Consider the following 13,339-nt stretch of genomic DNA (forward strand, 5'->3'; position numbering starts at 1 on the left):
CGCAGCCCGCTGATTAGCTGCAAATGCGCGCCACGGCGCGCGCGAATCGCGCCAGCCCCTCTTTCACATCCTGCTCAGGGATGATCAGCGACGGCGTGAAACGCACCACGTCCGGGCCGGCGATCAGCGCGATAACGCCTTCTTCGTTGGCCAGTTGGGTGATCTGCTTCGCTTTGCCGGCATAGTCTTTCTTCAGTTGGCAGCCGATCAGCAAACCGCCGCCGCGAATCTCGGCGAAGATCGGATACTGACGGTTGATGTCGTTCAACCCGTCGATGAACCACTGGTGGCGCTGCGTGACGCCTTCCAGCACTTCCGGGGTATTGATGATGGAGAACACTTCCCCCGCCACCGCCGTCGCCAGCGGGTTGCCGCCGTAAGTGGTGCCGTGAGTGCCGACGCCCAGCGTTTTCGCCAGCGCATCGGTGGTCAGCATGGCGCCGATCGGGAAGCCACCGCCCAGCGCTTTCGCGGTGGTCAGCACGTCCGGCACCACGCCGTACTGCATATAGGCATACAGGTGGCCGGTGCGGCCGACGCCGGTCTGCACTTCGTCGAAGATCAGCAGCGCGTTATGGCGATCGCACAGTTCACGCAGCCCCTGCAGGAAACTGGCTTCCGCCGGCAGCACGCCGCCTTCGCCCTGGATAGGCTCGACGATCACCGCGCAGGTGCGATCGTTGATAAGCTCGGCCGCTGCGGCCAGATCGTTATACGGCGTATGGGTGATACCGCCCGGCAGCGGCGCAAAGTCCTGCGAATATTTTGGCTGGCCGCCGGCGGACACGGTAAACAGCGTACGGCCGTGGAACGCGTTGTTGAACGCCACAATCTGATCTTTACCGGCGCCGTGCTGGTCGTGCGCATGTTTGCGCGCCAGTTTCAGCGCCGCTTCGTTGGCTTCTGCGCCCGAGTTACAGAAAAACACCTTGTCGGCGAACGTGGCGTCGATCAGTTTTTTGGCCAGGCGCAGCACCGGTTCGTTGGTATAGCCATTGCCCAGATGCCACAGTTTGCCCGCCTGCTCCACCAGCGCCGCCTTGACCGCCGGGTGCGCATGGCCCAACGCGTTAACCGCGATGCCGCCGGCGAAATCGATGTAAGACTTACCCTGTTGATCCCACACCTGCGATCCTTCACCCCGCACCAGAATAAAATCGGCAGGGGCATAAACCGGGACCATCCAGTCATCGAAAGACTGGCGGGTAACTGCGATTGGCTGTTCCATAGTGACCTCATAATCTCAGCAAAGGCTGAATTTTGACTGTAAGGACCGCGCAAGCCCGGCTAGGCCGCCACAATGCAAAAAAACCGCTGTTCAAAACCGACTTTCCCGGCGGAGAAAATGCTGTCTCTCACCGCTGATTTAGAAACAAATCTGTTACATAAAATCGGTTTTTCACTATTTATGGCGCTTATCCGGTCCCTGAGCGGGGAGTAAATGTTAACGAGCAGTTAAAATACATGTCGTTTGATAAAGAGTGTAGAGCAGCTATCGTGCCAAAACGGGATTTTTGCCGGATTTTGCTATTTTTTACGTTAAAACAACGGCTTATAATGCATATTTATTCATTTTATATGCATTTGCAATGCATAATTTAAAAAATAAGGCCTAAAATCATCATTGCTCGCGAAATCCTATTCAATTGCGAAAAACTTCAGGATTTCTGATCGCGCTCGCAAAAATAATTTCATCCGATTTGCTCGCCATCACACTTTTTGCCCCAACCCGGTGCAGCGCTGCGCCAGGATCGGGCAATGCGGCGACGAAACGCCTATTCCATCGGCAGCACCCCGGAAAACGAACCGCGCCGATCGCCGCCGGCCGTGGCTCCCGCTTTATGCGCCAACGACTACACTGTGATTCTGACCGCACTTTTTCTTCTGCGCACAAGGAGTCACCATGCCCAAACGAACCGTCGATCTCAGCCGGCCTCTCCTCCAGCACGACATCCGCGCGTTTCTCGAGACGCTGAATGCCGCCGGCGGTAAACCTATGGAACAAATGAAGCCCAAAGAGGCGCGCAGAGTTTTGGAAGCGGCGCAGCGCAGCGTAGACGTGCCGCTGCGCGAGGTGGAGATCAGCGAGAAAACCATTCACGTAGAGGGCCAGGATATTCTGCTGCAGCTGGTGCGGCCGGCCAGGGTCAAGGAGACATTGCCGGTATTCATGTTCTTTCACGGCGGCGGCTGGGTGCTGGGCGATTTTCCCACCCATGAACGGCTGGTGCGCGATCTGGTTTACAGCTCCGGCGCGGCGGCGGTGTTCGTCAACTACCCCCGCTCACCGGAAGCGCACTATCCGCAGGCGATCAATCTGGCTTACGCCGCCACGGAATGGGTGGCCGAATATGGCGAAAAAATCAACGTCGACGGTTCACGGCTGGCGGTGGTCGGCAACAGCGTCGGCGGCAATATGGCGGCGGTGGTCAGCCTGATGGCCAAAGAGAAAGGCCTACCGGCATTGCGTTGCCAGATCCTGCTGTGGCCCGTTACGCACGCCCATTTTGATACCGATTCCTATCATCAGTTCGCCGAAGGCCATTTCCTGACCCGCAATATGATGAAGTGGTTTTGGGACAGCTATGCGCCCGATAAGGCGCAGCGCAAAGACATCTACGCCTCGCCGCTCAACGCTACGCCGGAACAGCTGCGGGGCTTGCCGCCGGCGCTGGTGCAGACCGCCGAACTGGACGTGCTGCGCGATGAGGGCGAAGCCTACGCGCGTCTGCTCGACGCCGCCGGCGTCGAGGTCACCTCCACCCGCTACAACGGGCTAATCCACGACTACGGCCTGTTGAACCCGCTCGCCCACGTCCCGGCGGTGCATTCGGCGATCCACCAGGCCGGGCGCGCGTTGAAACACTACCTGTCCTGACGCTAACAGACCAGGTGGCAAGCCACCTGATGACCGGGCGCCACGCTGCGCAGCTGCGGCGCCTGTTCGCGGCACTGCGCCGTGGCCAGCGGGCAGCGGGGATGGAAACGGCAGCCGCGCGGCGGGTTGGCGGGGTTCGGCGGCTCGCCGCCGGCCACCCACGCCGGCGCGCGTTGCGCATCCAGCGTCGGCACCGCCGCCAACAAGGCCTGCGTGTAGGGATGCAGCGGTTGGCGGAACAGCGAATCGCGATCGGCGCTCTCAACGATCTGCCCCAGATACATCACCGCCACATCCTGGCACAGATGCTCCACCACGCCGAGATCGTGCGAGATAAACAGCAGCGTCACCCCCTGCCGCTCCTGTAAATCGGAAAACAGATTGATGATCTGCGCCTGAATCGACACGTCGAGCGCCGATATTGGCTCATCGGCGACGATAAATTCCGGTTGCAGGATCAACGCGCGCGCAATGCCGATACGCTGCCGCTGGCCGCCGGAAAACTCATGCGGAAACCGCCCATAATGCTGTGAGGACAACCCGCAGATCGCCAGGGTATCGAGCACCCGTTCGCGCAGTTCCGCCTTGCTCGCCAGGCCGTGTTGCAACAGCGCTTCCCCAATGGCGTCGCCCACGCGCAGACGCGGATTCAGCGAGCTGTAAGGATCCTGAAACACCAGCTGCATTTTCGGCCGCAGGGCGCGCAACGCGTCCTTGCTCAGGCCGTCCAACGCCTGCCCTTTGAACAGCACCTCGCCGGCGGTTTTGTCGTGCAGGCCGAGCAGCGTGCGGCCAACGGTGGTTTTGCCGCTGCCGGACTCACCCACCAGCCCGAAAACGCGGCCCTTGCGAATGCTGAAGCTGACGTCGTCCACCGCCTTCAGTTGGCCGGTGGTGCGCCCGAACAGCCCGTCGCGCAGCGGAAAATATTTCTTTAACCCCTTTACCTCCACCAAAGGTTCAGTCGACATACGGATGCCCTCCGGCATTGAGAAAACAGGCGGACTGACGCTGACGGGAGCCGTACAGCGGCGGAATGCCGTCGCGGCAGCGAGCGGAGGCCTGCGCGCAGCGCTCGGCGAAAGCGCAATGCTCCGGCAGCCGCGCCAGATCCGGCACCTGACCGGGAATGGAGTACAAGCGGCGTCGCCGCTGCCCCGGCACCGGCCGCGAAGCGATCAGCCCCTGCGTATAGGGATGCCTCGGCTCGTCCAGCACTTCCCGGGTCGTTCCCTGCTCGACGACGCGCCCGGCGTACATCACCGCCAGCCGATCGGCCATCTGGGCGATCACCCCGAGATCGTGGGTGATCAAGATCATCGCCATGTTGTGTCGCCGGCTCTGCTCGCGCAGCAACGCCAGGATCTGCGCCTGCACCGTAACGTCGAGCGCCGTAGTCGGTTCGTCGGCGATCAGCAGCGCCGGCCGGCACCCGATCGCCATGGCGATCATCACGCGCTGCAGCATGCCGCCGGAAAGCTGATGCGGATAGCAGCGCATCAGCGCCTCCGCGCGCGCCAACCCCACTTCCGTCAAGAGTTGAATCGCCTGGCGCCAGGCCGCTTTCGGCGACAGGGTCAGGTGGCGAATCAGCGGCTCCACCAGCTGTTCGCCAAGGGTCAACACCGGATTCAGCGCGCTCATCGGCTCTTGAAAGATCATCGCCAGCCGGTTGCCGCGCAAATCGGCCATCTTGGGTGCCCGCAGCGACAGCAGGTTTTGCCCTTCAAAGCGAATCTCACCGCCGTCTATCTGCGCCAGCGGCTGCGGCAACAGCCCCATCAGCGCCATGGCGGTCACGCTTTTGCCGCAGCCCGATTCGCCGACGATCCCCAGCGTTTGCCCTGCCTGCAGTTCAAGACTGACCTGCTGCACCGCCCGCACCGGCCCCTGCTCGCCATGAAACGACACCGACAGCCGGTCGAACGCCACCAGCGGTTGACTCATCGTTTTACCCCGCTCATTTTCGGATCGAGCGCGTCCCGCAGGCCGTCGCCCAAGATGTTGATCGCCACCACGGTGACGAAGATCGCCAGCCCCGGCGGCATCCACAGCCAGGGGCGGCGCTGAAAGTCGATCAGGCTATTGGCGGCGTCCATCATGTTGCCCCACGACGGCGTCGGCGGCACCACGCCCAGCCCAAGGTAGCTCAACGCCGACTCGCTGAGGATGGCATTGGCCACCGCCATGGTGGCGACCACCACCAAAATCGGCACGGTATTGGGCAATAGATGGCCGAAGAGGCGCCGCCGAGTGGAGAGCCCCAGCACTTCGGTGGCCAACATGAAATCCCGCTCGCGCAGCGACAGGATCTGGCCGCGCACCAGCCGCGCCAGCGACGGCCAGCCCAGCAGGCTCAGCATGATCATCACCATGTAGATACGGTAGTCCGGCGACACGTCGAGTTCGGTCAGCATCGCCCCCATGATGATCAGCAGCGGCAGGCCGGGAATGGTCATCAACAGATCGGCGAAGCGCATGATCAACCGATCCGCCACGCCCCCCAGATAACCGGCGAACGCCCCCAGCACATAACCCAGCGTCACCGACAGCAGCATCGACACCAGGCCGATGGTCAGCGATATTCGCCCTGCCAGCAGCAGCCGGGTGCAAATATCGCGGCCGAGAAAGTCGGTGCCCAACCAATGCGCGCCGCTCGGCGCCTGATTGATGTTCAGCACATCGCCGGCGTCGTCAGGCCACGGCGACAGCGACGGCCCAATCAGGCACAGCAGCGCCAACAGCACCAGCAGCGCCAGCGAGATCATCGCCGGTCGGTGGCGGCGCAGACGGCGCCAGGCCTGCGCGGCGGGCGGCGGAGACAGCTGCGCCAGCGCCGGCAACTGCGCCTCGCGCCAGCGGCGACGGCGCCCGAAAAACAGCGTTACCCACATCGTGTTACCTCAAGCGAATGCGTGGATCGGCGTAGGCGTACAGAATGTCCGCCAGCAGATTGCCGAGAATGGTCAGCGCCGCCAGAAACAGCGTGAACCCCATCAATACCGGATAATCGCGCGCCGCCAGCGAATCGATATGGATATGCCCGGCGCCCGGCCAGTTGAAGATTTTTTCGGTGATCAGCGCGCCGGAGAACAATCCCGGCAGCTCGAACCCCAGCAGGGTAATGATCGGCAACAGCGCATTGCGCAGCGCGTGTTTGAGGATCACCGTTTTCTCCCTGAGCCCTTTGGCGCGCGCGGTGCGGATATAGTCCATGCGGATCACCTCCAGCATGCTGGCGCGAAAATAGCGCGTCAGGCTGCCGGCCTGCAGCATCACCAGCGCCAGCACCGGCAACAGCAGGTGCGCCGCCACCTCCAGCGCCCAGGCCAGCCCGCTCGCTTCGCTGCCGGTGCGCAACATGCCGCCCGCCGGCAACCAGTGCAGATCGACGGCGAACCATTTGATCAGCAACAGGCAAAGGAAAAACGTCGGAAACGACATGGCGGCGAACACCGCCACGGTGATCAGATGATCGAACAGCGAATAGGGTTTCATCGCCGAGATCACTCCCACCGCCAGCGCGATGCCCCAATACAGCACCATCGCCACCGCCGCCAGCAGGAACGAGTTCCAGATGTATTGATTCAGCAGCGTGCTGACCGGGATCTGATACTGCAGCGAGAAGCCGAGATCGCCCTGCAACAGCCGGCCAAGCCAATGAAGGTAACGGCTGAACAAGGGCTGATCCAACCCATACAGCGCCCGCAGCTCGGCGGCGCGTTGCGCGGTCAGGTTGATATTGCCGTCGATAAAGTCGCCGGGCGCCAGGGCGAAGATGCAAAAAATCAGCAATGAAGCCAGCAACAGCATCGGGATAGTCTGCAACAAACGGCGCAGGATAAAATTTCTCATCGCGAATTCCATCGCCGCCGCCCGGAATGGCGCGGCGGCATCGGGGCGTTACGGCGCCGGTTTGACGTTCGGCAGGCTGCCGACCAGTCCGTTGTAGATATCCGGTTTAAAGCCGGTGACGCGCGCGCTGCTGGCGCTCAAGATTTCGCGGTTGCCGAGCAGGATCACCGGCGGATCGTCCGCCAGCACCTGATACAGCTGATGGTACAGCGGCTTACGCTGCGCGATATCCAGCGTGGCATTGGCTTTGGCGATCAGCGCGTCCACCTGCGGGTTGTGGTAGCCGGTCTCGCTCTCGCGGCTGATGAAGTCGCGTACGCCGTCGTGCGGATCGTTCAGCGTGCTGGTGCTGAGAGACGCCAGGTCGTAATTGCCCGCCTTGCGCTGCGCCAGCAGCGCGTTGAAATCCAATACCTGCGGTTTCAGCACCACGCCGAGCCGGCGGTAGTTATCCTTGGCGATCGGCACCAGCGCGTCGTTGATCAGCTTTTTGGTCACCAGTAGCGTCAGCTCCAGCTTTTTACCGTCTTTCTGCCGGATGCCGTCAGCGCCCACCTGCCAGCCTGCCTCGTCCAACAGCTTTTTGGCCTTATCGAGATCGTAAGCGTAAGGATTGATGCCGTTGGCGTCGTAAGCCCAGGAGATCGGCGAAATCGGCTGGTTGGCGACCTTGCCGTACCCTTGGTACACCACGGCGATCAGTTTTTGCCGATCGAGGCCGTAGATCAGCGCCTGACGCACCCGCTTGTCCTGCAGCGCCGGGCGTCTGAGGTTGAAATCAACCCGGCTGTAATCGCTCGAGCTGTAAAGGTTGATATTGGCGAAACCGAGCAGCTTGAGCTGTTCGATATCGTCCGGCTTGGCGGTAAAGGCGTCGTAGTCGGTCTCACCGGTCTGGAACAGCTGGAAGTTGGTGGCCGGGTTGGTGACGCGATAGATAAAGCGCGCCATCGGCGGCGGGCCGAGGTAGAAGTTCGGGTTGGCGTGGAAGCGGATTTCCTGCCCCGGCACGTACTTGTCGTAAATGTAGGGGCCGTTGCCGAGCGGCTTGCCGTTCAAGGCGCGCACGCCGTCGAGCTTGCCGCGCTGATAGTCTTTGCCGTAGTAAGCCCGCGACAATACCGGCCCGCCAATCAGTTGCAACGTGGTCGCGCCCGGTTGGGTGGTGACGATCTGAATGGTGCGATCGTCGATCACCTTCAGCCCGCTGATGCCGGCCGCGGTGCCGTTTTTATACTCGGCGCCGCCCTGAATGTGCGCCGGCGTGATATCGGTATCGCCGTCATAGGCCGGGTCATGCAGCAGCGTCAGGGTAAAGGCGATATCGTCGGCCTTCAGCGGCGAGCCGTCGCTGTAGACCAGATTCGGCCGCAGCTTGATGGTGTAGGTCAGATTATCGGGGCTGACCTGCCAGGACTCCGCCAGGCGCCCTTCCGGTTTGCCCTGGCTGTCCAGGCCGATCAGCCGGCTGAAGATCACGTCGGTCACGTTCTCGTCCCAGCCGTTGGTGAACAGATACGGATTGAAAATCCCCTGCGGCTCCGAGATGCCCGCCACGACGGTATCTTTGCGCAGTTTGGCGGCGGCCGGCACCCGAGCGGCGTCGCTGGCCGGCGTAATGCCTTCGGCCAGCGTTTCCGCCTGCGCGCCGGCGCTCAGCCCCAGCGCGCAGACCAACGCCAGCGGCGTCAGCCGATAGCGCAACAGTTTGTTTAGCTTATTTTTTATTCCACTCACCCACTGCCCCTCGTCTACCCGTTGATAAAAATGTGACAAAATTTATCGCAGAGTAATGGGCGGCCGGAGGGCTGTCTAACAACGAAACCGGCATTCCATTACCGAAAAAAGCATTATGAATTTTTCTGGGGCGAAGCGGCGGGAAAAACGCGATTCAGCCGGCCGCCGCCAGCCCCCGGATAAGTTTAGCTAAGGTTTTTATCGCCTCTTCAAAGCGGTCATTCCATTCAAATGAGGCGTTGAGACGGAAGCAGTGGTTGAAATGGTCGCCGGTGGTGAACATGCGCCCCGGCGCGATGCTGATGCCCCGTGCGAGTGCGCGCCGGTACAGCTCCATCGACGACAGCGCCGGGTCGAGTTCCAGCCACAGGAAATACCCGCCGTCGGGCTGACTGACTTTCACCGTCGGCGGAAAATGGTGGGCGATCGCCTGACGCATTGCGCTTTGGCGCTGGGCCAGCAGGCGGCGCAGCCGCCGCAGATGGGTGTCGTAGCCGCCGTGCAGCAGATAATCCGCCAGCGCCATCTGGGTCGGCACGCTGGTGGAAACGGTGCTCATCAGCTGCAAACGCTGGATCTGTTGCGCATAACGCCCCGCCGCCACCCAGCCGACGCGAAAGCCCGGCGCCAGACATTTGGAAAATGACGAGCAGTGCAGGATCTGGCCGCCGCTGTCGAGCGCCTTCGCCGGCAACGGCCGTTCGGCGCTGAAGTACAGCTCGCCGTAGACATCGTCTTCGATCAGCGAGATCTGCCGTTCGCGCAGCAGCGCCACCAGACGCTGCTTGTTGGCCTCCGGCAGGGTGGCGCCCTGCGGGTTCTGGAAGTGGGTCATCAGCCAGCAGGCTTTGATCGGATACTGCTCCACCGCCTGCTGCAACGCGTCCAGATCGATACCGTCCTGCGGATGCGTGGCGATCGCCACCGCCTTCAGCCGCAGCCGTTCCAGCGCCTGCAGCGCGCCGTAAAACGCCGGCGACTCGATCGCCACATAGTCGCCCGGTTGGGTCACCGCCTGCAGGCTGAGGCTGAGCGACTCCATCGCCCCGGCGGTGATAACGATCTCGTCCGGCGCGACCTGCATGCCGCTCAGCGCATAGCGTTGGGCAATGTGCCGTCGCAGCGCGTCGTTGCCCGGCGGCAGGTTGACCAGCGAACTGTGCGGCGTGAACTTGCGCGCTACGCTGCTCAGCGCCCGCGCCAGCTTCGGCTGGGCGAACAGCGTGGCGTCGGGAAACGCCGAACCGAAAGGGACGATGTCCGGATCCTTGCAGGCCTGCAGCACATCGAAAATAAAGGCGTTGATGTCCACCTGTTCGCTCAGCAGCAGTTTCTCGCCGCGCGAAGGCTGCGGCAGCGGCTGCGGGCGCGCCGCCACATAGTAGCCCGACTGCGGCCGGGCGACGATCCACCCCTGGCTCTCCAGCAGTTGATAAGACTGCACCACCGTCATCAGGCTCAATCCGGCGCGTTTGCCGCTCTCGCGCAGCGAAGGCAGCTTGTCGCCCGCCCGCCACACCCGGTTCTGGATCTGTTCTCTAATCTGCTGCGCAAGCTGCTCGTATCGGGTCATAACCATTAACTGTTATATGAAAAAGTAAAATAACTGTCACTATTATAGGCACTGTACTCCGTGCTTAACTTAACGCCAAGCATTTCACATAAAAATGACAGCTATACTCAAGAGGTTAATTTATGTTCAACCCTAGGAGGCGCCATGCTGGGTCTTGATGCACTGGAACTTGCCAGAATACAGTTCGCCTTCACCGTGTCTTTCCATATCATTTTCCCCGCCATCACCATCGGTTTAGCCAGCTATCTGGCGGTGCTGGAAGGATTATGGTTGAAAACGCACAATGAAGCCTATCGTGAGCTTTATCACTTCTGGTCAAAGATTTTCGCCGTTAACTTCGGCATGGGCGTGGTATCCGGGCTGGTGATGGCTTACCAGTTCGGCACCAACTGGAGCTTCTTCTCCGAGTTCGCCGGCAGCATTACCGGGCCGCTGCTGACTTATGAAGTGCTGACCGCCTTCTTCCTCGAAGCCGGTTTCCTCGGCGTGATGCTGTTCGGCTGGAACCGCGTCGGCCCCGGCCTGCACTTCTTCGCCACCTGCATGGTGGCGCTCGGCACGCTGATCTCCACCTTCTGGATCCTGGCCTCCAACAGCTGGATGCAGACCCCGCAGGGGCATGAGATCATCAATGGCCAGGTGGTGCCGGTCGACTGGCTGAAGGTCATCTTCAACCCGTCCTTCCCGTACCGCCTGCTGCACATGTCCACCGCCGCCTTCCTCTCCTCGGCGTTCTTCGTCGGCGCGTCCGCCGCCTGGCATCTGCTGCGCGGCCGCGACACGCCGGCGATGCGCAAGATGCTGTCGATGGCGATGTGGATGGCGCTGATCGTCGCGCCGGTGCAGGCGCTGATCGGCGATGCGCACGGCCTGAATACGCTGAAACATCAGCCGGCGAAGATCGCCGCCATCGAAGGCCACTGGGAAAACCCGCTGGGCGAAGCCACGCCGCTGATCCTGGTCGGTTGGCCGGACATGCAGCGTGAAGAGACCCGCTTCAAGCTGGAAGTGCCCTACCTCGGCAGCCTGATCCTGACGCACAGCCTGACCGAGCAGGTGCCGGCGCTCAAATCGTTCCCGCCGGAAGATCGCCCCAACTCCACCGTGGTGTTCTGGTCGTTCCGCATCATGGTCGGGCTGGGCATGCTGATGATCCTGGCCGGGGTGTGGAGCCTGTGGCTGCGCTGGCGCGGCGGGCTCTATCAGTCGCGTCCGTTCCTGTATTTCATCCTGTGGATGGGCCCTTCCGGGCTGCTGGCGCTGCTGGCGGGCTGGTTCACCACCGAGATAGGCCGCCAGCCGTGGGTGGTGTACGGCCTGCTGCGCACCAAGGATGCGGTGTCCGCGCACGGCGATCTGCACATGAGCATCAGCCTGCTGGCGTTCATCATCGTCTACTGCTCGGTGTTCGGCGTGGGCTACTCCTACATGATGCGCCTGATCCGCAAAGGGCCGCAGCCGCATGAACACCAAGAAGACAATACCGAGGGCCGCCCGGCGCGTCCGCTGTCCGCGGTCAACGACACTCTGGACGACAGGAGCTGAACATGGGTATCGATCTTCCGCTGATTTGGTTTGTCATCATCGTGTTCAGCACCATGATGTACGTGGTGATGGACGGTTTCGATTTGGGCATCGGCATTCTGTTTCCGTGGGTGAAGGCGAGCGGCGACCGCGATCTGATGATGAACACCGTCGCCCCGGTGTGGGACGGCAATGAGACCTGGCTGGTGCTGGGCGGCGCGGCGCTGTTCGGCGCCTTCCCGCTGGCCTACTCGGTGATCCTCGACGCGCTGGCGATCCCGCTGACGCTGATGCTGATCGGGCTGATTTTCCGCGGCGTGGCCTTCGAGTTTCGCTTCAAGGCGACGCCGGAGAAGCGCCATATCTGGGATAAAGCGTTCATCTGGGGCTCTCTCTTCGCCACCTTCAGCCAGGGTGTGGTGGTGGGCGCCGTGATCAACGGCTTCCCGGTAGAAGGCCGCACCTACGCCGGCGGCGCACTGGACTGGCTGACGCCGTTCGCGCTGTTCTGCGGGCTGGGGCTGGTGGTGACCTACGCCCTGCTCGGCTGTACCTGGCTGGTGATGAAAACCGCCGGTGACCTGCAGGCGCGCATGTATCACCTGGCGACGCCGCTGCTGGCGATCCTGCTGCTGGTGCTGGCTGCGGTCAGCATCTGGACGCCGATCGCGCATCCCGAAATCGCCGCGCGCTGGTTTACGCTGCCGAACCTGTTCTGGCTGCTGCCGGTGCCGGTACTGGTGCTGCTCAGCGCCTGGGGGATCCGGCATGGGGTGAAACGCGGCGCGCACTACTCGCCGTTCATGCTGACGCTGCTGCTGGTGTTCCTCGGCCTGAGCGGGCTTGGCATCAGCATCTGGCCGCACCTGATCCCGCCGGCCATCAGCCTGTGGGACGCCGCCGCGCCGCCGCAGAGCCTCGGCTTTATGCTGGTCGGCGCGCTGTTCATCATCCCAATCATTCTGGTCTACACCTTCTGGAGCTACTACGTGTTCCGCGGCAAGATCAGCCATGAACACGGCTATCACTGAGGAAGGAGGACGCTATGCAAGATAAAACGGCAGCCGCCGCTCCGGCGCCCTGGTGGAAACGCATCGGTTGGCTGGTGATCATCTGGAGCGCCAGCGTGCTGGGGCTGTTCGCGGTTGCCTCGCTGTTCCGCCTGCTGATGACCGCGGCGGGCATGAAGTCGCATTGACGTGACGCCTTATCTGGATGCGCTGTTGGGAAAGTAAAAAGAGACCACCAGCGTGACCAGCGGCAAGGCGCCGATCTTCACCAGCTCAAACACCTGATTCAGCGCTTCGTTTTTCTCCCAATACGCGTGGGCGGCGAATACGCCCACGCTGACCGCGAATATCCCGCACAGCACCTGGCACGCCAGGCGCAGCCGCTCCATTTCGTCGAAGACCAAGACCTGCTCCAGATAAACCTGGCTGGCCTCATCGCGCAGATTACGGCTTTCGATGTTCATGGGAAGATCTCCACGACCCGCCCCACCGCTTCAAGCTGTTCACCCTTCTCCCGTACAATGCCAAGAGAAGTACCATCCTGTTTCATCCAGTACTTATCGGCAAGGGTAATCAGTGCAAACGCCATTTTGATTACCTCGGTTTTTTCCATCCCGTGACGCCGGGCGATATCGTTCAGATCATCATCAATTTTGTTCGATAACCGAATCGGCAAGCTGCGCATAGTCCACCTCCTGTGGCCGTTGATTCACAGAGGGAAAGTCTACTGGAAGGGCAAATATCGTTCAATTAGTGAACTGC

At 61.7% G+C, this 13,339-nt stretch carries 13 protein-coding genes; 4 read left to right on the plus strand and 9 right to left on the minus strand.

Features of this window, described 5'->3' with window-relative positions:
* Positions 1-13: 13 nt before the first annotated feature.
* Complete coding sequence (locus ACORQT_RS14170) at positions 14-1,228, minus strand: aspartate aminotransferase family protein (RefSeq protein ID WP_042784764.1); 1,215 nt, start codon at positions 1,226-1,228, stop codon at positions 14-16.
* A 675-nt stretch (positions 1,229-1,903) separates the two neighbouring features.
* Between ACORQT_RS14170 and ACORQT_RS14175 the strand changes: the two genes are divergently transcribed.
* A complete protein-coding gene (locus tag ACORQT_RS14175) occupies positions 1,904-2,878 on the plus strand; it encodes an alpha/beta hydrolase (RefSeq protein WP_033643407.1) in 975 nt (324 codons plus the stop codon).
* A gap of 2 nt (positions 2,879-2,880) precedes the next feature.
* Here the strand turns inward: ACORQT_RS14175 and ACORQT_RS14180 are convergent, their stop codons facing one another.
* The 6 genes from ACORQT_RS14180 to ACORQT_RS14205 all read right to left on the minus strand — a co-directional run bounded on the left by ACORQT_RS14180 (position 2,881) and on the right by ACORQT_RS14205 (position 10,043).
* Entirely contained in the window at positions 2,881-3,849 is a 969-nt protein-coding gene (locus tag ACORQT_RS14180; protein WP_164057341.1) for an ABC transporter ATP-binding protein, read from the minus strand.
* The gene (locus ACORQT_RS14185) at positions 3,839-4,825 is read right to left on the minus strand and encodes an ABC transporter ATP-binding protein (protein WP_042784765.1); all 987 of its coding nucleotides are present in this window, start codon (positions 4,823-4,825) and stop codon (positions 3,839-3,841) included. The genes ACORQT_RS14180 and ACORQT_RS14185 overlap by 11 nt, the downstream gene beginning before the upstream one ends.
* Positions 4,822-5,772, minus strand: coding sequence for an oligopeptide ABC transporter permease (gene opp4C / locus ACORQT_RS14190; RefSeq protein ID WP_042784767.1), 951 nt, complete (start codon positions 5,770-5,772; stop codon positions 4,822-4,824). Before opp4C ends, ACORQT_RS14185 begins: the two co-directional genes overlap by 4 nt.
* A 4-nt stretch (positions 5,773-5,776) precedes the next feature.
* Positions 5,777-6,733 carry an ABC transporter permease gene (locus tag ACORQT_RS14195; RefSeq protein ID WP_004934604.1) on the minus strand — a complete coding sequence of 319 codons (957 nt, stop codon included), beginning with the start codon at positions 6,731-6,733 and terminating at the stop codon, positions 5,777-5,779.
* Between the two features lie 48 nt (positions 6,734-6,781).
* The gene (locus ACORQT_RS14200; protein WP_042784769.1) at positions 6,782-8,470 is read right to left on the minus strand and encodes an ABC transporter substrate-binding protein; all 1,689 of its coding nucleotides are present in this window, start codon (positions 8,468-8,470) and stop codon (positions 6,782-6,784) included.
* Between the two features lie 154 nt (positions 8,471-8,624).
* A complete protein-coding gene (locus ACORQT_RS14205) occupies positions 8,625-10,043 on the minus strand; it encodes an aminotransferase-like domain-containing protein (protein ID WP_042784770.1) in 1,419 nt (472 codons plus the stop codon).
* A 144-nt stretch (positions 10,044-10,187) separates the two neighbouring features.
* On the opposite strand from ACORQT_RS14205, the gene ACORQT_RS14210 reads away from it, so the two are divergent.
* Genes ACORQT_RS14210 through ACORQT_RS14220 form a run of 3 tightly spaced genes read left to right on the plus strand, consistent with a single transcriptional unit; the run spans position 10,188 to position 12,765 of the window.
* Positions 10,188-11,588, plus strand: coding sequence for a cytochrome ubiquinol oxidase subunit I (locus tag ACORQT_RS14210; protein ID WP_042784772.1), 1,401 nt, complete (start codon positions 10,188-10,190; stop codon positions 11,586-11,588).
* A 2-nt stretch (positions 11,589-11,590) separates the two neighbouring features.
* A complete protein-coding gene (gene cydB, locus ACORQT_RS14215) occupies positions 11,591-12,598 on the plus strand; it encodes a cytochrome d ubiquinol oxidase subunit II (protein ID WP_033650915.1) in 1,008 nt (335 codons plus the stop codon).
* 14 nt (positions 12,599-12,612) lie between these two features.
* Positions 12,613-12,765 carry a DUF2474 domain-containing protein gene (locus ACORQT_RS14220; RefSeq protein WP_071845133.1) on the plus strand — a complete coding sequence of 51 codons (153 nt, stop codon included), beginning with the start codon at positions 12,613-12,615 and terminating at the stop codon, positions 12,763-12,765.
* A gap of 9 nt (positions 12,766-12,774) precedes the next feature.
* Here the strand turns inward: ACORQT_RS14220 and ACORQT_RS14225 are convergent, their stop codons facing one another.
* Positions 12,775-13,041 (minus strand): hypothetical protein, encoded by a 267-nt coding sequence (locus ACORQT_RS14225; protein ID WP_164057343.1) that lies wholly within the window; start codon positions 13,039-13,041, stop codon positions 12,775-12,777.
* Positions 13,038-13,262, minus strand: a complete 225-nt coding sequence (locus ACORQT_RS14230; protein WP_025303190.1) for a hypothetical protein — start codon at positions 13,260-13,262, stop codon at positions 13,038-13,040. The genes ACORQT_RS14225 and ACORQT_RS14230 overlap by 4 nt, the downstream gene beginning before the upstream one ends.
* Between the last annotated feature and the right edge of the window lie 77 nt (positions 13,263-13,339).

The organism is Serratia sp. (in: enterobacteria), assembly GCF_052400455.1.
In the GTDB taxonomy this organism is placed as follows: domain Bacteria; phylum Pseudomonadota; class Gammaproteobacteria; order Enterobacterales; family Enterobacteriaceae; genus Serratia; species Serratia ureilytica.

What these genes read in the sequence shown, in the direction of transcription:
- ACORQT_RS14170 (WP_042784764.1), bottom strand. Translation starts at nt 1,228, where the DNA reads ATGGAACAGCCAATCGCAGTTACCCGCCAGTCTTTCGATGACTGGATG.
- ACORQT_RS14175 (WP_033643407.1), top strand. Translation starts at nt 1,904, where the DNA reads ATGCCCAAACGAACCGTCGATCTCAGCCGGCCTCTCCTCCAGCACGAC.
- ACORQT_RS14180 (WP_164057341.1), bottom strand. Translation starts at nt 3,849, where the DNA reads ATGTCGACTGAACCTTTGGTGGAGGTAAAGGGGTTAAAGAAATATTTT.
- ACORQT_RS14185 (WP_042784765.1), bottom strand. Translation starts at nt 4,825, where the DNA reads ATGAGTCAACCGCTGGTGGCGTTCGACCGGCTGTCGGTGTCGTTTCAT.
- opp4C (WP_042784767.1), bottom strand. Translation starts at nt 5,772, where the DNA reads ATGTGGGTAACGCTGTTTTTCGGGCGCCGTCGCCGCTGGCGCGAGGCG.
- ACORQT_RS14195 (WP_004934604.1), bottom strand. Translation starts at nt 6,733, where the DNA reads ATGAGAAATTTTATCCTGCGCCGTTTGTTGCAGACTATCCCGATGCTG.
- ACORQT_RS14205 (WP_042784770.1), bottom strand. Translation starts at nt 10,043, where the DNA reads ATGACCCGATACGAGCAGCTTGCGCAGCAGATTAGAGAACAGATCCAG.
- ACORQT_RS14210 (WP_042784772.1), top strand. Translation starts at nt 10,188, where the DNA reads ATGCTGGGTCTTGATGCACTGGAACTTGCCAGAATACAGTTCGCCTTC.
- cydB (WP_033650915.1), top strand. Translation starts at nt 11,591, where the DNA reads ATGGGTATCGATCTTCCGCTGATTTGGTTTGTCATCATCGTGTTCAGC.
- ACORQT_RS14220 (WP_071845133.1), top strand. Translation starts at nt 12,613, where the DNA reads ATGCAAGATAAAACGGCAGCCGCCGCTCCGGCGCCCTGGTGGAAACGC.
- ACORQT_RS14225 (WP_164057343.1), bottom strand. Translation starts at nt 13,041, where the DNA reads ATGAACATCGAAAGCCGTAATCTGCGCGATGAGGCCAGCCAGGTTTAT.
- ACORQT_RS14230 (WP_025303190.1), bottom strand. Translation starts at nt 13,262, where the DNA reads ATGCGCAGCTTGCCGATTCGGTTATCGAACAAAATTGATGATGATCTG.